At 60.2% G+C, this 16,465-nt stretch carries 15 protein-coding genes; 3 read left to right on the top strand and 12 right to left on the bottom strand.

The genetic code is table 11. The annotated features are described in order from the left end of the window. Positions 1-10: 10 nt before the first annotated feature. The 12 genes from NCS02_RS35430 to NCS02_RS35375 all read right to left on the bottom strand — a co-directional run bounded on the left by NCS02_RS35430 (position 11) and on the right by NCS02_RS35375 (position 13,531). Entirely contained in the window at positions 11-997 is a 987-nt protein-coding gene (locus NCS02_RS35430) for a Bug family tripartite tricarboxylate transporter substrate binding protein (RefSeq protein ID WP_250508324.1), read from the bottom strand. 35 nt (positions 998-1,032) lie between these two features. Continuing rightward, entirely contained in the window at positions 1,033-2,055 is a 1,023-nt protein-coding gene (locus NCS02_RS35425) for an ornithine cyclodeaminase family protein (RefSeq protein WP_250508323.1), read from the bottom strand. An 8-nt stretch (positions 2,056-2,063) separates the two neighbouring features. Then, the gene (locus NCS02_RS35420) at positions 2,064-3,083 is read right to left on the bottom strand and encodes a dihydrodipicolinate synthase family protein (protein ID WP_250508322.1); all 1,020 of its coding nucleotides are present in this window, start codon (positions 3,081-3,083) and stop codon (positions 2,064-2,066) included. Positions 3,084-3,185: 102 nt separating this feature from the next. After that, the gene (locus NCS02_RS35415) at positions 3,186-4,655 is read right to left on the bottom strand and encodes an NAD-dependent succinate-semialdehyde dehydrogenase (RefSeq protein WP_250508321.1); all 1,470 of its coding nucleotides are present in this window, start codon (positions 4,653-4,655) and stop codon (positions 3,186-3,188) included. Positions 4,656-4,991: 336 nt separating this feature from the next. Further along, entirely contained in the window at positions 4,992-5,894 is a 903-nt protein-coding gene (locus NCS02_RS35410) for a substrate-binding domain-containing protein (protein ID WP_250523658.1), read from the bottom strand. An 11-nt stretch (positions 5,895-5,905) separates the two neighbouring features. Beyond that, entirely contained in the window at positions 5,906-6,862 is a 957-nt protein-coding gene (locus NCS02_RS35405) for a PhnD/SsuA/transferrin family substrate-binding protein (protein ID WP_250508319.1), read from the bottom strand. Positions 6,863-6,893: 31 nt separating this feature from the next. Then, positions 6,894-7,586, bottom strand: a complete 693-nt coding sequence (locus NCS02_RS35400; protein ID WP_250508318.1) for a 4-carboxy-4-hydroxy-2-oxoadipate aldolase/oxaloacetate decarboxylase — start codon at positions 7,584-7,586, stop codon at positions 6,894-6,896. 106 nt (positions 7,587-7,692) lie between these two features. After that, entirely contained in the window at positions 7,693-8,715 is a 1,023-nt protein-coding gene (locus NCS02_RS35395) for an amidohydrolase family protein (RefSeq protein WP_250508317.1), read from the bottom strand. A 121-nt stretch (positions 8,716-8,836) separates the two neighbouring features. Beyond that, positions 8,837-9,934 carry a porin gene (locus NCS02_RS35390; protein ID WP_250508316.1) on the bottom strand — a complete coding sequence of 366 codons (1,098 nt, stop codon included), beginning with the start codon at positions 9,932-9,934 and terminating at the stop codon, positions 8,837-8,839. Positions 9,935-10,162: 228 nt separating this feature from the next. Continuing rightward, positions 10,163-11,287, bottom strand: a complete 1,125-nt coding sequence (locus NCS02_RS35385) for an MBL fold metallo-hydrolase (protein WP_250508315.1) — start codon at positions 11,285-11,287, stop codon at positions 10,163-10,165. Between the two features lie 72 nt (positions 11,288-11,359). Further along, the gene (locus tag NCS02_RS35380; RefSeq protein WP_250508314.1) at positions 11,360-12,166 is read right to left on the bottom strand and encodes an alpha/beta fold hydrolase; all 807 of its coding nucleotides are present in this window, start codon (positions 12,164-12,166) and stop codon (positions 11,360-11,362) included. A gap of 210 nt (positions 12,167-12,376) precedes the next feature. Further along, positions 12,377-13,531 (bottom strand): porin, encoded by a 1,155-nt coding sequence (locus NCS02_RS35375; protein WP_250508313.1) that lies wholly within the window; start codon positions 13,529-13,531, stop codon positions 12,377-12,379. A 176-nt stretch (positions 13,532-13,707) separates the two neighbouring features. Here NCS02_RS35375 and NCS02_RS35370 point away from each other — a divergent pair, with 176 nt between their 5' ends. From NCS02_RS35370 to NCS02_RS35360, 3 genes are all read left to right on the top strand, one after another. After that, positions 13,708-14,658, top strand: a complete 951-nt coding sequence (locus tag NCS02_RS35370; RefSeq protein WP_250508312.1) for a LysR substrate-binding domain-containing protein — start codon at positions 13,708-13,710, stop codon at positions 14,656-14,658. A 612-nt stretch (positions 14,659-15,270) separates the two neighbouring features. Beyond that, positions 15,271-15,822, top strand: a complete 552-nt coding sequence (locus tag NCS02_RS35365) for an FAD-dependent monooxygenase (protein WP_250508311.1) — start codon at positions 15,271-15,273, stop codon at positions 15,820-15,822. After that, positions 15,819-16,373, top strand: a complete 555-nt coding sequence (locus NCS02_RS35360) for an FAD-dependent monooxygenase (protein ID WP_250508310.1) — start codon at positions 15,819-15,821, stop codon at positions 16,371-16,373. The genes NCS02_RS35365 and NCS02_RS35360 overlap by 4 nt, the downstream gene beginning before the upstream one ends. Positions 16,374-16,465: the final 92 nt, after the last annotated feature.

Raw genomic sequence — 16,465 nt, 5'->3', positions numbered from 1 at the left:
CGCCGTTTTATCATTGGGGTTGAAGACCAATCTGACCCACCAGCCATTCCGTGCGCGCGGAACTCGCCTGGATCATCCGGGCGATCTGCTCCGGAGAACCGCCGAGCGACGTCGCCACGTTCTTCTTCATCCAGTCGACCATCTGCGGAGATTGCAGTGCCTTGTTGAGTTCGCTATTAAGTCGCTCGACGATCGGCTGCGGCAGCCTGGCCGGTCCCATCATTGCGAACCATGAGTCCACCTTATGGTAGCCAGGCAAGGTCTCGGCTACAGTCGGAACATTCGGCAAGCCCTTGTAGCGCCGATCGTCGAGTGTGGCGATAATTCTTACCCGCCCCGTCGAGACCATTGCCGCGAGCCCACCGAATGAGTTGAATGACATGTCGACATTGCCGGCGGCTACGTCCTGCAGAGCAGCCAGCGGGCCCTTGTAAGCGACGTGCAGTAGATTGATGCCCGCCGCCGATGCGAAGTCCTCACCATTCAAATGGAAGATCGAACCGTAACCGGCAGCGCCGTAGCTGACGTCGCCGGGATGCGTCCTGGCATGATCGATCAGTTCCGGCAAAGTGTGAACCGGCAGGCCTGCGCGCACCACCAGCACCTCTACCGGCGCAAACGTCGCCGCGATCGGCGTGAGATCACGTTGTGAATCGAACGGCACGTTTTTCATTACATAGCGGAGATTCACGAGCGTCGTACTACTTGTGAACAGCAGCGTATAGCCGTCGGGCTTGGCCCGCACCACTTCTTCGGTTGCAATCACGCCACTTGCGCCCGGCCGGTTCTCGATCACGATAGGCACATTCATCGACGCGCTCATCAGGCGCGTCACGGCGCGCGCAAACAGATCCGGCGAGGTTCCCGCCGCGCCGTAGACGACGGCGGTAATGGGCCTTTCCGGAAACGTCTGAGCGCGAACCGCCGGCGATGCAACCAGGACAGAGACGGCAAACAATAAACCGCCGAGCCTCGTTACCAGGTCATGCTTCAGCATCTCGCCTTGTCTCCTGTTTTTAACAACCACGCGTCTCAGACGCTCTTTTGCGCAGTGATGGCCAAGCGGTCCCGTTCCGACTGAATGGGCCGAAGCGCCGGGAACTCGCCCAGATCTTCCCCGAGGCCGAGCGAGATCACACGCTCATATACGAGGGCTGCCAGCGCAATATCCTGTTCAGCCGTGCCGACGGACTTGTAAAGCACCGTCTCATCCGGTGATCGCCGACCGAGCGAGGGGTCACGCAACACCTGCCACAATTCGATCATTCGCCCGTCATAAGCGAGCCCCGCCTCCTCCGCCATTTGACCGTCGCCCGAATCCAGCACGTGTTCGATATCGTCAGCTACGACACGACTCGTCTGCCAGACCGACACATCCACTTCGCGGTGTTGTGAACGCACCGAGCTGATGCCGCATACCAGCGCACCCGGCTTCAGGTCGTCGGCGAAGATGACGGGCTTGTCCTTCGCCCGGAAACCGCTCAGGACTACATCTGCCGCTTTGATGGCTGCACGGGAGTCTTCCACCGGTTGAACATCGACACCCTTTAAACGTTTTGCCGCATCGGCGGCGAACCGCTCCCTGTTGACCGGCGTCGGACTGCAGATATACACCCGTTTCGCATCGAGCACGCTGCTCGCGGCATCGAGCAGCGCACGCGCTTGCACGCCTGAACCAATCACCGCCACCGTCTCGGCGACCGGCGGCTTCAGATGACGCACCGCGATCGCTGCGGCGGCCGCCGTCCGATACGCCGTGATCCAGTTGGCGTCCATCAGCGCGACAGTCGCGCCGTCGGAGATGCGGATTAACTGGATCATGTAACGCACCCCGTGCTGCGGATGCAGATTCATCACCTTCAGCCCGCTGTAGCCGCTGCCGTAGCAGATTGCGGGCATCATCCGAAGGAAGCCGCCCAGCTTGTCGTCAATAGTCAGGCGCGAGGGTAATTCCAGCGCATCCTCGCCCGGGCGAGCTAGCAGAAGCTCCAGGTCGTCAATGATATTGACGCCTTCCATTGCCGCATGAATCACGGCCTCTCTGATCAATATCATGGTATGTCTCACATAGGATAACGGCCGTTGTAAAAATCGACCATGTCACCGGGTACTTTCTCGATGATCTTCGAGCGAATCAGCGCGTCCGAGAGACGCTTGGCAGTCCCGTCGGTGAGGCGCATGGTTGGCAGACGCAGCCGGCCGCCGTTGAAGCCGTTCAACCATTCCATGTACTTCCAGCTCTGGCGATGGATGAAATGAGCCCCAGCCATGTAGGTGGCAGTTTCAGCAGTGCGTGCCTGGCGCGCCGGATGAATGCGCCAGAAGATTTCCATCGCTTCGTCCCACTTGCCCTCATGCATGAGCTTGAAGTACTTCGGCACGTTGTCGCCATAGAACTGGAAGCACGAAGTGCCCATCCACTGCATGCCGAACCATTGCACGTGGCCCGGCGCGTTGCCGTCGCGCGGGTCCGAGACTAGCAGCTTGTCGCCGCAGGTACGCAGCGTTTCGATATGCGGCGCGTTGGTATTGCCACCGCCTTCGCACTTAAGCGCCACGGCAAGCGGATGATCGGCCAGGCGTGCAACCAGTTTCGGCGACAGCTCGGCCGGATGAATACGCTGGAAGTTCCAGAGGTGCACCGCAAACAAAACGGTCGCAATGCCCACCTCGTCCAGCACCTTGGTGGTGTATTCGTACAGGTCTTCGTCCGACTTTGGATACCAGGTCGGCGGATAGGACAGCAGCATCGTATCGGCGCCAGCGGAGGCGCACGCCTTGCCGACGCGAATCGTTTCCTCGGTGGTGTCGAAGCTCGCGTGGAACATGATGTGGAAGTCCGGACCGGCCTCATCCACCGCTACCTCGACAAATCGGATGTACTCCTCCGGCGTCGTGCCACATTCGGAGACGGCGAGCGCGCCCCAGAAACCCAGCTTTTTGCACATGCGCACGTCGTGCCGAATCGCCGGCTCGTTGAGACGCTTCAGATCGTTCGAAAACGACGGTTGCAAAATGTTAGCGACTCCGCGCATGTTCTCGCGGGCCCAGGCCTTGGCGTCTTCTTTGGTATATGTAGGCATTGATGATGTCTCGGTGATGAAAAACAACCGGTGCGAAGCAACGGAGCAACGGAGGTGGTGTGGACGTGTCCGGAAGTGCTGTGAGAACGCGCGTGCGCCCGCTCAAACCGCTTCCAGACCGTTCCAGCACAGGTACTTGATTTCCAGATATTCGTCGATTCCGTAACGGGAGCCCTCGCGCCCCAGTCCGCTCTGCTTGATGCCGCCGAACGGTGCGGCCTCGTTTGAGATCAGGCCGGTATTGATTCCCACCATGCCAGTCTCTATCGATTCGGCTGCACGCCAGACCCGTGCCGCATCGCGGCTGAAGATATATGCGGCAAGGCCGAAGATCGTATCGTTGCCCATTGCGATGGCTTCTTCGTCGGTGGTGAATCGCACCAGCGGCATGATTGGTCCAAAGGTCTCTTCGCGTGCGATCGTCATCTCGCGTGAGACTCCGCTGACGACCGTCGGCTCGAAGAACGTGCCGCCCAGCTCGTGACGCCGGCCGCCCGCCAGAATCGTTGCGCCGCCTGCCTGAGCATCACTCAGATGCGCTTCGAGTTTCTCGACGGCAGCCGCGTCGATCAGCGGACCGATGTTGACGCCTTCCTCCAGGCCGTTGCCTACCTTAAGTTCGCGCGTGCATTCGGCGAGGCGTTCTGCCAGCGCATCATGAATGCCGGCCTGAACGAAGATCCGGTTCGCAGCGATGCACGACTGGCCCGTGTTGCGGAACTTCGCGTTCATCACACCTTCAACGGCAGCGTCGAGATCGGCGTCGTCGAAAATGATCAACGGTGCGTTGCCGCCCAGTTCCATCGAACACTTCTTGATGGTCGCGGCGGACTGCTGCAGCAACACGCGCCCGACTTCCGTCGATCCCGTGAACGTGATCTTTCGCACCAGTTCATGTTCGGTCAGCGTATTGCCGATCGCCCGCGTGTCGTTGCCCGTCACCACATTCAGGACCCCCGCCGGAATGCCGGCGCGCAACGCGAGCTCTCCCAGTGCGAGCGCGGTCATCGGGGTCTGACTTGCGGGCTTGACGATCATCGTGCAGCCTGCGGCAAGCGCCGGTGCAGCCTTGCGCGTGATCATCGCCGCCGGAAAATTCCACGGCGTGATGGCCGCGCACACGCCTATCGGCTGTCTGAGCGCGAGAATGCGCTGGCCCGGCTTGGTCGCCGGAATCACTTCGCCATAAACTCGCTTTGCTTCTTCGGAGAACCACTGCACGAACGATGCGGCATAGTCGATTTCGCCGCGCGATTCCGCAATCGGCTTGCCTTCTTCCAACGTGATCAGCGTCGCGAGATCCTCCTTGTGCTCGACGATGAGTTCATACCAACGGCGCACGATCTCGCTGCGTTCCTTGGCGGTCTTCCTGCGCCATTGCAAGGCTGCGCGGTCGGCTGCCTCGATGGCCACGATGGTCTCGGCCTCCCTGCAGCGGGGCAGCCGGACCAGTACTTCGCCGTTCGCGGGGTTGCGCAGTTCATAGCTGCCATGCGGCGTCTCGTCCAGCCAGCGCCCGTCGATCAGCGCCGCTTCGCGCCACAATCCGGCGTCTTTGAGTAGTTGCTTCATTTCTGTCTCGTCCAGTTCAGAACGGTTCGAAGTATGGCAAGCGCCCTCTGCGGGTGCCTATTGAGTAAATTCGCGCCGCCGGTTAGCAGTTTCGTTAATCGACAATGTTAATGATGCGCCGCACAACACGTTTCAAGTGCCCAATCGCTGGAATGGTAGGACGCTGTTTCTGCAGATCAACCCGATAAGACCGCAAATCCTGTAGCCGAACGCTGCTTAGGCAAGTGTCGAAAAGCATCAATCGCTAATAGATCTATTGCAATGCACAATTTATTCGCTTGTACGTGCGTAGGTGTTAATACTGACGGTCTCTACTCAGCATTTAGTCGAAGCTCTTTAGAGCGTCAGAGAGGCAGTGGTGTCATCGAACAGCTCGTCAACGGACAGTCGCCTGGAGATGATCTTCTGCTCGAAAGCCCACTCGATCGCCAGTGCGAGACCCTTACGGTTCGCTTCGACGCCGACAGGTGGCAGCGTCGCGAGCGCGTCGGCCGGCGCCTGCGCGCGGCTCTCGCAGAGCATTCGGAAGATTTCCCGGACCACGTCCGGGCGTTCGCGCGAAAGCGATTCGTGAACGACAAACACGTGATTGATCGGAATCAGCCCTTCGCGCGCCGACCAGTTCGCCGCCGCGTCGAGCGGATCGGCAATCAGTGTCGCAACGCGGGCATCAGAGGGCATCTCCATGCCCATGATCGCTGCGGCAAGCTCGCCCTCCAGCATCATCTGCGGGAGTGAACTGCCCGCGGGCAACCGGGTGCAGTTTGGCGGATCTTCGTATTCGGCAAGATGTCCCTCATCCACGGTCATCCACTGAACCTTGTCGATATCCACGCCGTATTCGTGACGGAGGATGCCGCGCACCCACAGACCGGTAGTCTGTGCGTAGGTCCGCACGCCGACCTTGCGCCCTTCGATGTCCTTCGGCTCGAGCAGGCCCAATTCGCGGTTGAAGCCAATACAGTGATGCTGAAGGCGCCCGAGCACCGGCACCGGCAACGTCACATAAGGCTTGCTATAGATGCGTGCTTGCAGATACGTGACGATCGCAAGCTCGCCCGCGTCGAAAGCCCCTTCGCGAATCATCGGCTTAAATCCGTCATGCGCAGACCGGGGTGCGCTGCTCGTGTCGAGATGCACCAGCTCCGATTGCACGCTGCCCTCCTTCAGCGCGCGGGTGCCTGGATAGGTGGCAAGATTCGTTCGTAGCGTCAGAGTGCCTGCGGGAAAGGTGGACATATTGATGCGTCTTATTGGTCGAGTGGATTGATGAACAGTTCTTCGGCGGTGAATGACTGGGGAAGCAGATGTTGTTCGAAGCAGTAACGGATCAGCGCGTCGATGGAGGGCCGGTTGGCCTCGATGCCGTACGGCAACGGGTCCGCGCCGACGATGCCCTGCATCGTGTGGTAGTGCGCATCGGTCTCGAAGTCGGAGGAGCCAGCGGCCAACTGGGCAAGGTATCGGTTCTTCGACTCCACGCAGGCGTCGAACAGCGCGCGTGCGACATGCGGATGCTGCTCCAGCACTGCGTCCTTGATGACGAGCAAACCGTGAATCGGGTAGATGCCAGTCCGCCGATACCATTCGAGTTCACGTTCGGCGGCATTAGGGAACAGCTCGTCATAGTGATGCGCGGCCTCCGAAGGATTCGCCTGCCAGCCTTCTTTCGGTGCGCCCGCCCGCCCGATACCCGCATTGCCGGTGAAAGCTGCAGAGAGATAACCCAGCGCGATCAGGTCGACCAGCGAGCTGCCTTCCGGCGACTTCTGAACATTGTCCGGCAAGCGCAACGACGCGACGTGCTCTTCGTCGTCGACGACCCAGGTGATGGCGTCGTTACTGACGCCGTAATCGTCAGAGAGGATGCCGCGCGTCCAGATCCCGGTCGTCACCGAATAGCCGCGCACGCCCACACGCTTCTGTTCGAGGTCCGCGGGTGAACGAATGCCGGCATCCTTACGCACGACCAGTCCGGCATGATGAAAGCGCCGGAAGATGAAGACGGGCAACGCCTTAAACGGCGCACCGGCCGCGCGCGCGATCATGTAGGTTGCGGGCGCCATTTCGCAGACGTCGAATTCAACGTCACGCACCATCCGGCGAAACGCGGAGATGATCGGCTTGATCTCGACGAACTCGGGTGCTACGCCTTCAATCGGTACAATGCCTTGCTTGAGCGCGGCGGTGTGCCCGTAGGTCGCCATCGCGATCTTCAAGGGCACGGGCGCAATAGCATCAGAGCTCATCGCTGTTCTCCACGTAGGTGAGGCCAGCTGCGGCGAGCCCGGGGCGCATATTGCTCGCGTCCAGTGAGATTTCGCCTGCGGCATAACGGGCGCGCGCTATTTCTTCCTTCGCTGACCTCTCACGAGCCAGCCGAAGAACGTGCGCGGCATCGTTGCTAGGGACGATGACGACGCCGTCGTCATCCGCGACGACAACATCGCCCGGGTTCACCAACACGCCACCGCAGACGACCGGCATGTTGACCTGCCCCAATGTCGCCTTAACCGTTCCCCGCGCCGAGACCGCGCGCGACCACACCGGGAAGTTCATTTGCGTCAGCGTGCGCACATCGCGGCAGCCCGCATCGATCACTACGCCGCACACGCCTCGCGCATTGAGCGCGGTGGCGATCAGGTCGCCGATCATGCCGTCGGTGTTGGCGGTCATGACGCCGACCACGAGCACGTCGCCGGGCTGACATTGTTCGATTGCAACGTGCAGCATCCAGTTATCGCCAGGCGCGGCCAGCACCGTGACGGCCGGACCGGCGATCATGGCGCCCGCGAAGATCGGGCGCAGATAAGGCTGCATCAGCCGATCCCGCCCCATGGCTTCGTGCACCGTGGCCACGCCTTGTTCGGCGAGCGCGGCGCATACATCGGCGGGAGCGCGAGTAATGTTCTTGACGACAATATTTTTCATGGACGGTATGGCGCATGTGATCCATCACGCAGCTAATGCGTGACGCGGCTTGAATGCCCGATCGATGGAATGTTCAAGTGAGGGAGCGGCATGGCACTTCGCCGACTCATGCGTTCAACCGTTTGGCCAGACGCGGGTAAACACGCAGAGCGTTGCCGCTAAAAATCTCCGCAGTCGCTTTCGCGCCGAGACCTGCCGCATCGATATAGCGGCGGGTGTCGTCGAAGAAGTGGCCTGTCTCGCGGTCGATCCCGCGTACCGCACCCACGGTTTCCGACGCGAAGAGAATGTTCTCCGTAGGAATCACCTTCAGCAGCAGATCGATGCCCGGCTGGTGGTACACGCAAGTATCGAAAAAGATATTGTTGAGGAGCAGTTCGTCCAGCGGCGGCAAGCCCATGTCCTGCGCAATACCGCGATAGCGGCCCCAGTGATAAGGCACCGCGCCTCCGCCGTGCGGAATGACGAAGCGAAGTGTCGGGAAGTCTTTGAACAGCGGCGAGGTCAGGCACTGCATGAACGCAGTGGTATCGCCATTGATGTAGTGCGCGCCTGTCGCATGAAAATGAGGGTTGCACGAACCGCTGACATGGATCATCGCGGGCACGTCCAGTTCGACGAGCTGCTCGTACAGCGGATACCACCACGTGTCGTACAGCGGCGGATCCGTCCAATAGCCGCCGGACGGATCCGGGTTGAGATTGCAACCGACAAAACCGAGTTCCTTCACGCAGCGCTCGAGCTCCGGAATGCAGTTCTTCGGCGCCACGCCTGGGCTTTGCGGCAGCTGACAGACGGCGGCGAAGTTCGCCGGATACAACGTCTGGATGCGGTGAATCAGGTCGTTGCAGACGCTCGCCCAGTCTTCGCTGGTCTGCTCGCTGCCGAGGTGATGTCCCATGCCCACCGCACGTGGCGAGAAGATCGTCAGGTCGGTGCCGCGCTCGCGTTGAAGACGTAGCTGCGCGCCTTCCAGGCTCTCGCGCAATTCGTCGTCCGAAACCGCCGGTCGAGCCAGCTGGGCAAGCCTGCCGCCGTCGCCGCAACAGGCGCAAGACAACTGTTCTTTACGATACGCATCCAGTTGCTTCGGCGCGGTCGTGTAGTGTCCGTGACAGTCGATGATCATGAGTGCATGGCGAAAGAATTGAGTTGATCCGAAAGAATGGATTAAGCCAGGGCGGCTGTCGATTGAGTAAATGCCGGCCTGTCCTTGAGCGCTTCGTTAATCCAGAAGCACTTCGGCTCGATTAAAAGTAGTGTTTGAGGCCCAGCTGGATGATTGCTTGCGACGACGTAGAGGAAGGGCCGCCCGACTGAAACAGCTCAGCCGTTTGCCCCGCGCCGCTGGTACGTTCCAGGTCCGCCGCCAGATACACGTCGGTTCGCTTCGAGAGGAAGTAATCGAGCGTGCCGACCAGCTGATACCAGCGCGAACTGCTCAGACGCGATGAACTGACGGCCCCTTCGAACTCGCACGCCGGCGTGAAGTGATAAACGCCACCGAGCGTGAGCGTCTGCAGTGAGCCCGAATCGCGGGCGCTCTCCATATGCACATTCGTGTACGTGACCACCGCCGTAGCCGGGCCAAAGATATAGCTGATACCGAGGGCCGCCACGCTCAAGCTTTTCAGCGGCACCGCCGTGGTGGAGCCGAAACCGAGCTGATAGCCGAGGAAGAAGCTCGTCCCCATCGCCGACGCTGGCGTCACGCTCAATCCGCTGATCTGGGTATAGACAGCGATTGCGTCTAGCACGGGCGTGATATACCGAAGCTCGAAGCTGCGGCCATAACCATTGACCGCCGTCCCCGTGCCGGTCGTCGGAAACGCGTACATCACGCCGAACGTGAAGCCGGGGCCCGGCCCCGAGCGATACTTGATCGAGTTGCTCAACTGGCCGCCCGCCATGCGGTCCAAGCCGCCGGGCGCCATCGAGTAAGTGGTCAGGTACTGGTCGGATTCAGGAACGAGATAGAGAAAGTCGTTCATGAACTCGCCCTGTCGGCCGATTGTCACCTGACCATAACGCTTGCTGGCGAGGCCGACCTGCGCAACCCGACCGAACAGCACGCCGCTGGTCGCCATGGCCCCCGTATTGATGTTGTACGCGGATTGCAGATTGAAAATGGCGTTCCATCCGCCGCCCAAGTCTTCCCTGCCCTTCAATCCCCAGTAAGTTGGCCAGCGAATGCCGTTGGCCATCTTGACCGCACTGTCTCCTTTGATATTAGTTGTGTACGCGATACCTTCGTCGATCACGCCGAACAAAGTCACTGAGCTTTGCGCGTGCGCAGCCGAGATCGAACTGATCGAAGCAATCGTGAAGACCAGTAAGCGCTTTTTCATATCTTCTTGGTGTGACCTTTTATCTGCGAGCGGCGTCCTTGCGATACAACGCGCAATCAAGAATGAATGAAGGACACGACAACGGAAGGCCACGGCGGCATGGGCCGTCCCCTCGCTTACAAGCTTGAATGGGAGGCTGCCGGGGCGGCAGCGCTTATGCCCGTGCGTTCAGCGGCATTGACCCTGTTTGGCATCGCGTAAAACACGACTGGACTGCGATTCAGTTCTTCACTGTGTATCGCTTTTCTCACGTGCATAGTCGGGCAGCGGCAGCCCCAACTCTTCTCGCAACTGGATTTCCTCGAATGCATTGATCACTGTATTGCGCCAGACGTCGGCGACGAACGGCGGCGCCTTGTCCGGCGGCGGCATCTTCTGCAGCAACGCGGTCACGGTCTGTCCGCTGTTCACGGCTGTGCTGATCTGACCGATGATTTGCTTGCCATCGGCGATGGCGTCGTCGAGGCTCGCCTTGTCATGGATCACCGGCGAGTGCCCGGTCAGCGCAACATCGAAGTCGAGACGGCGAACACCTTCGAGCGTGGCAGGCGTCTCCAGGGCAGAACCGTCGCGGCCGTCGAGGCCTGCGTCGAGAAACTTGTAGCCGGTGTCCTGACCCCACAGGTCACCCACCATGGCTACTTTCTCTTTCGGCAGGAACACGGCGAGATCGCCCGTGGAATGCGCTCGCCCAAAGTAATGAATTTCGATGCGCCGTTCGCCGTCGGTAATCACCTTTTCCTGACCCGGCTTCAGATTGAGGCACAGATTCGGCATGGCCCAGTGGAAGTTTTTGGTATCTGCAAGGTAGAACTGAGTGCCTTTGATGCGGCGGTCGAGCGCCGCGCTTTGCGGGTCGGTGTCCGCGAGCTTCGCGCGCTGGGCCTGCATGTCTTCCAGACCCTTGCCCTGCATGGGCAGACGATCACGCATGCGCACAATCGTCTTCTGGGGAATGCCGGTGCACGTATCCTGATGCGCGATGATCTGCACGTGCGGATTGTCGTCGACGAAGGCGATGTTCCCGCCGACATGATCCTGATGCAGGTGCGTATTGATCACGTACCTGACCGGGCCGTGACCCACTTCCTTCGCCTTGGCGAGAATCTCTCGCCCTAGGAAACCGGCGGTCTGCGTATCCACCACCAGCTCGCCACCGCTCGGCAGAGTCACGATGGCCACGTTGCCGCTCTGGAATGAACCGGGCTTCGAAAGGCCGAACCAGACTCCGGGTGCGACTTCATCCCAGTCGAAGTGGTGGTAGTCCGATCCCGCAGCCGCGGCCGCCGCTCCAGCGGATACGAGTAACCCCGTACATAAGGCACTGACCAGATGTGCTTTAAAATTTTTCACGCTACTGTCTCCTTCTTTTTTGTCCCGGCCGCCGCCGGGAACTTCGGCAACGGTCGCGCGGTGGTCAGAATGTCATCGACTTGCGCGTGTCTCCTGCAGCCACGCGCCCAGTACCCGGTTGAAATTCTCCGGCTGCTCGACGTTAGGGACATGACGCGCGCCGACGAATTCCTCATAGCGCCCGTCGCGAAAGAGCGCTGCAATACGGCGGCTTTCCTCGGGCGTGGCGCGCGGATCCTCACTGCCGCAGGTGACCAGCACCGGTACCGTCACTTCGTGCAGGCGGCCGGTGTAATTGAAGTTGGCCAGCGCTTGCGCACAGCCGACATAACCCGCCACGGTGCAGCCTGCCACCGTGGCGCGAATCTGCTGCCAGCGCTGCGGATGGCTTTCGCGGAATCCTTGGGTCAACCAGCGGCCCATCGTCTCGTCAGCGATGGATTCCACGGTGCCGGTCTGTTGCAGCGTCTCGATTCGCTTACCCCAGTGATTCGCGGCATCGGGGAAGGACTCGCTTTGCGTGTCGCACAGCATCAGTGACGCCACCCTGTGCGGATGACGCAAGGCCAGCGACTGACCGATCGCACCGCCAATGGAAAGCCCGACGAAATGCAGGCGCTCGATGCCGGTCGAGTCAGCCACGGCGATTAGATCGTCGGCGAGTTCGTCGATAGTATAGGGGCCGGGCGCGCCTCGGCTGCCGCCATGGCCGCGCAAATCGACGCGCAGCACCCGATAACCCGCCGCCAGCAGCGGCGGCACCTGCTCGGCCCACAGCCCGAGATCAGCCGCGAGCGAATGGGAGAACACCACGACTTCGCCTGACTCGGGACCGACGAGGTCATAACACAACGTGTGATCACGCAAAGGAAGCAGCATGACATCAACTCCCGCTCACAAAACCCAGCCCTACGCGCCCGGACGAATCCGGCCAGCTCGCAGCAAACTCTCGTACATTCTGTTTACACGCCATGGACACCTCATTGGCTCGCGATGTGCGACACCCTATGCGGGGTCGCGGTTATATTGAAGGGTCGGGCTTTTCCGAACGCGGCGCCATGCATGCGGTACACCTCATGCATGAGCGAATCAGAACTTGTGCTGCACACCGAGCCCCACTACGTTGGTATTCTCACCGGGATATCCGCTTGTATGCGCGGCGGTGATAATGTTCGTCAACCCGTTTGCTCCTTTCTTGGAAGCCATCAAACCGATAAAGCCGTATAACTTGGTTCGCTTGGTTAGCCAGTAGTCGTCGTTGATGACATAGCTCGACGTCGCGTTGGTCGTGTTCATTCTGTCTTCGGTGAAGTAATAAGCTGCCGTCAGCGATTGCGCCGGCGTCATCTTCCACGTCACACCGCCGCCCAGCATGATCACATGAGAGCGCGGCGTCACACCGATCACGACATCCGCATTGCCTTGCGGCAAATCGAAGTCTTCATACACGCCGCGAATCGTGAAGTCACCTATCCGGTAGCCCGCGCCCAGTGCCCAGATTCTCAGATCGCGCTGGCCGGTGGAATCGTTTTGCACCAGAAAACTTGCAGCGCCGAGTAACGTGCCGTTGTCATACGACACGCCGGTCGAAATTGCCCGGCCTTGCGAGAGGCTTCCAGGCGTATTGCCGAAGCGATACAAGGCGCCAACCGAAACGCCGTGTCCGCGGTAGCTATAACTCGCTGAATTGCTTTCCCACACAGTCTGGGCAGGGACGGTGTTCTTGCCTTCGAGCAGATACCAGGGACCCGCCGCGCTAAACGACTGGCTGTATTCCAGCGGATCGACCTTCACGAGTGCGACATACGCGGGATCGATCTGCTTTCCGAGGGTCAAGCGTCCGAAGGGATTTTCGATGAACAGATTCGCTTTCTGGCTGAACAGCGAGCCGCTCGATTGCAGCGCGCCGTTGCCTATATCGAACTGCCCTTGCAGATTGAAGCCCGCGCGCCAGCCGCCGCCCAGGTCTTCCGTTCCGAGCATGCCGAAGTAGTTGGCCGACTGATTGCCCGCGCCGTTGAACATGAAAAGGCTATCGTGTCTCTTTCCTCCGCCTCCCGGTCCGCCATTCTTGCTCTGGTAGAGCAAGCCGGCATCCAGTGTTCCGTACAGCGTCACGGAGCTCTGTGCATGAACGCCGGTCGCTAGAACGAGTGGCATGGCCACGAGCAAGGTGTTCCGCAGGCTCGGACGACGAAACGAGCGGACAAGGCGCCGACGCGCCGCATGGGCAGATTGAAGCATTCGGTTGTCTCCTCATTTGGATCATCGCCGAGGGTGCTCTGTCACCATCGAGGACATCCATACTGTTGTTGTGCCGGCGCTCTTCTGGCGCGAGGTCACTGCGCTGCATTCTTCCAGTTGTCATGGCTAGCGTCGATTGAGTAAACTGAGCGACCTAGTTAAAGAATTGGTTAACCGTGCCTACTCAGCTCGACTGGTATCTGCAACTGAACCTTAAAGCCCGCAATCTGCGCCTGCTCGTCGCCATCGACGACCTTGGCAGTCTGAAGAAGGTGGCCGAAGCCATGCATGTCACTTTGCCTGCGGTGTCACGGGCGCTTACCGAACTCGAGAAAGGCCTAGGGCTTGAGTTGTTCACTCGCACGCAGCAAGGCCTGCGTCCAACCGTCTACGGGGAATGCCTCATACGGCACGCGCGCGGGATGCTCACCGACCTGCAGCACGTGCGGGACGAACTTAATGCGCTGAGTTCGGGCACTGGCGGAAAAGTCAACGTGGGGGTGTATCCGGCATCGAGTTCGGTACTGCTACCACGAGCGCTCGCCTTGCTCAAGGAGCGTTCACCGGGCACGAATGCGCAGGTGATCGAAAACACTTCGCCGGTGCTGCTGCCGCAGCTCTGGGAAGGCAAGATCGATCTGGTTGTGGGCCGACTGGAATCCTTTCGGCCGTCCAGCGGTTTCGAAGAGAAAGCGCTGCTCGAAGAACAATTGCTGGTGGTGACAAGTCCGACTCATCCGCTCGCGCTGCGCAAGCGTCTGCAGTGGGCGGATCTAAACCGTTTCCCGTGGGTGCTGCCGCCGCCCGTCTCGCAGATGCGGGAGCCGCTGGAACGCTGGTTGGTTCAGAATGGTATCGAGGTCGACAAGAACTACATCGAAACCCAGTCGGTGCATCTGATTCGCGCATACCTTTATCTCACCGATGCCATCTCGGTGATGGCGCGCGCGGCCGCGAGCGACAAGGCACAACCGCTCAAGGTGCTACCGCTGGAACTGCCGCGTATGCTGCGCTCGGCAGGCGTGCTATGGAACCGTAACCGTCCGCTCAGTCAGGCGGCTCGCCTGATGATCGAGTGTCTGGAGGACACCGCCGTGAAAATGGGTGACGAGGCGGCGGCGACCTGACCAGTCCTCGACGACAACCAATCGGCGGTCATGACCGGGATCCTGAAGGAACCGGCCGTTCGAATGGCCACCGCTTGTCACACGGGAGTGGTAGGAACTGGCCCGGCTTGCGACCGCCCGCTGCGAAGGATTGGCTCACACGCTGGCGACGCCGATACGCGAAGCCGTAGCAGACTCTTTTATCTCCTGTCGGCCATGTAAATGACGACGTCTACTGTCGTGATTACGGTTCGAATAATCATCTCGTAGTCCATCGTGCGGCCTACGCCTGAGGCTTTGACGAGCGTCGCAATACGGGCGAAGGTGGTAGCGGCGTTATCGGCTTGCGTCGAAAGATGCCACCCGGATGCCCGGTTTTCGCCCCCGTGACGTAATGCCATGCAGCATCGTCGCGCAGCTCCGTGAAGAATTCTTAGGCTACTCGAGGACTCGAGCACACCTATCTTTGAGGCTTCTAGAAGCGACGATCGCGTCCGCAACCCGCATTGCGGACGCAAACCATGAGCGCGCGCAGTGCCACAGGGGTAGTTCTTTTTTTCAAAGCCATGCTTGACTTCTTAACAGCATTAAGGGAAAACGTCCACGAACTGAGCTTAGTTAAGGTATGTGGTCATGCGTTCAGAAGGCGTTGCGGATGCCGGCTCGGTTGGGGGCCCTGAAAGCGGCGCAAAGCGCCACACTCCGGTTCTGATCTCCGGAGCGGTGATAGCGGGATTGAGCGCAGCTCTCTTGCTGGAACGCGAAGGCATCACATCGGTCGTCCTTGAAAAGAAGGCAGCCTTGTCGACGCAACCGCGCGCCCGGCGCTTTCATCCGCGCAGCACGGAAATACTCCGTCAACTAGGCCTTGCGGACGCGATCGCGGCTGTAAGTCCCACTCTGGGGTCGTTCGGTGTATTGGCTGGACCCACGCTTGCGCAGGCGCGACCACCTGCGATGACCGAGAATCTGCACAAGATGCGCGCGCGCTTGGCCAGCATGGGGCGGATGAGCCCTGGGCCGAATATAGCGGTTCCGCAGTCTGTGTTGGAACCCGTGCTGCTTCAGGCTGCCCGAGAGCGAGGAGTGACGGTGCATTTCGAGACTGAGCCCATAGCGTTCGAGCAAGACAGCAGCGGCGTCACCGCTCTGCTGCCTTCGTCGTCGTCAATGCTTTCGAGATGAGCGCTGACTATCTAATCGCCGCCGATGGTGCAAACAGCCGAATTCGCACGGCGCTGGGCGTTGGTCGCAGCGGGCATGGCCATATCGCCGAGCATCTCGATCTATTTCCGCGCGGACCTTTCTTCGGTGATGAAAAATCAGGCGTTCGTGCTGTGTCAGATCGAAAACCCGAAGTCGCCGGCACCTTGTGGCCGATCGACGGGGCAGAGCGTTGGGCGTTCTCAACCACCGGCGCCACTCAGAGGGATGACAGCACGGACGAAGCCGGCTCCATTAGGTTGCACAAGGGACTCGGCATAGCGGGCGTGGACGTCGAGATCATCGATCAGTCCACGTGGGAATCGGCGATGCGCGTCGCCGACCGCTTTTCCCAGGGGTATAAATTCCTGGCCGGTGCGCAGCCCATGTCATGCCGCCTTTGGCAGCGGCCGGCGCCAACACAGCCGTCGTCGGTGCTAGTTCGGCCAGATGGGGAGTCATCGCGTGGCATTCCGCGTGGTATGTCGCCGTGTCCGACGGAATTCGGATGGGTGCTAGGGCAGCGCAGATGAGTGCTTCCCTTCAATTGGGCCAGTGAAGCGTGCGGAGCTTGAACAGAGGTCAGATCGGCGCGTTTTGGCCGAGTTCTCGCTAAGGAGACGGG

Source organism: Caballeronia sp. NCF2, from assembly GCF_023631205.1.
Lineage (GTDB): Bacteria > Pseudomonadota > Gammaproteobacteria > Burkholderiales > Burkholderiaceae > Caballeronia > Caballeronia zhejiangensis.
The sequence above is the reverse complement of the archived record's forward strand: the minus strand, read 5'-3'. Positions and strand labels throughout refer to the sequence as shown.

What these genes read in the sequence shown, in the direction of transcription:
- NCS02_RS35410 (WP_250523658.1), bottom strand. Translation starts at nt 5,894, where the DNA reads ATGTCCACCTTTCCCGCAGGCACTCTGACGCTACGAACGAATCTTGCC.
- NCS02_RS35360 (WP_250508310.1), top strand. Translation starts at nt 15,819, where the DNA reads ATGAGCGCTGACTATCTAATCGCCGCCGATGGTGCAAACAGCCGAATT.
- NCS02_RS35430 (WP_250508324.1), bottom strand. Translation starts at nt 997, where the DNA reads ATGCTGAAGCATGACCTGGTAACGAGGCTCGGCGGTTTATTGTTTGCC.
- NCS02_RS35365 (WP_250508311.1), top strand. Translation starts at nt 15,271, where the DNA reads ATGCGTTCAGAAGGCGTTGCGGATGCCGGCTCGGTTGGGGGCCCTGAA.
- NCS02_RS35420 (WP_250508322.1), bottom strand. Translation starts at nt 3,083, where the DNA reads ATGCCTACATATACCAAAGAAGACGCCAAGGCCTGGGCCCGCGAGAAC.
- NCS02_RS35390 (WP_250508316.1), bottom strand. Translation starts at nt 9,934, where the DNA reads ATGAAAAAGCGCTTACTGGTCTTCACGATTGCTTCGATCAGTTCGATC.
- NCS02_RS35425 (WP_250508323.1), bottom strand. Translation starts at nt 2,055, where the DNA reads ATGATATTGATCAGAGAGGCCGTGATTCATGCGGCAATGGAAGGCGTC.
- NCS02_RS35405 (WP_250508319.1), bottom strand. Translation starts at nt 6,862, where the DNA reads ATGGCGACCTACGGGCACACCGCCGCGCTCAAGCAAGGCATTGTACCG.
- NCS02_RS35375 (WP_250508313.1), bottom strand. Translation starts at nt 13,531, where the DNA reads ATGCTTCAATCTGCCCATGCGGCGCGTCGGCGCCTTGTCCGCTCGTTT.
- NCS02_RS35415 (WP_250508321.1), bottom strand. Translation starts at nt 4,655, where the DNA reads ATGAAGCAACTACTCAAAGACGCCGGATTGTGGCGCGAAGCGGCGCTG.
- NCS02_RS35395 (WP_250508317.1), bottom strand. Translation starts at nt 8,715, where the DNA reads ATGATCATCGACTGTCACGGACACTACACGACCGCGCCGAAGCAACTG.
- NCS02_RS35400 (WP_250508318.1), bottom strand. Translation starts at nt 7,586, where the DNA reads ATGAAAAATATTGTCGTCAAGAACATTACTCGCGCTCCCGCCGATGTA.
- NCS02_RS35380 (WP_250508314.1), bottom strand. Translation starts at nt 12,166, where the DNA reads ATGCTGCTTCCTTTGCGTGATCACACGTTGTGTTATGACCTCGTCGGT.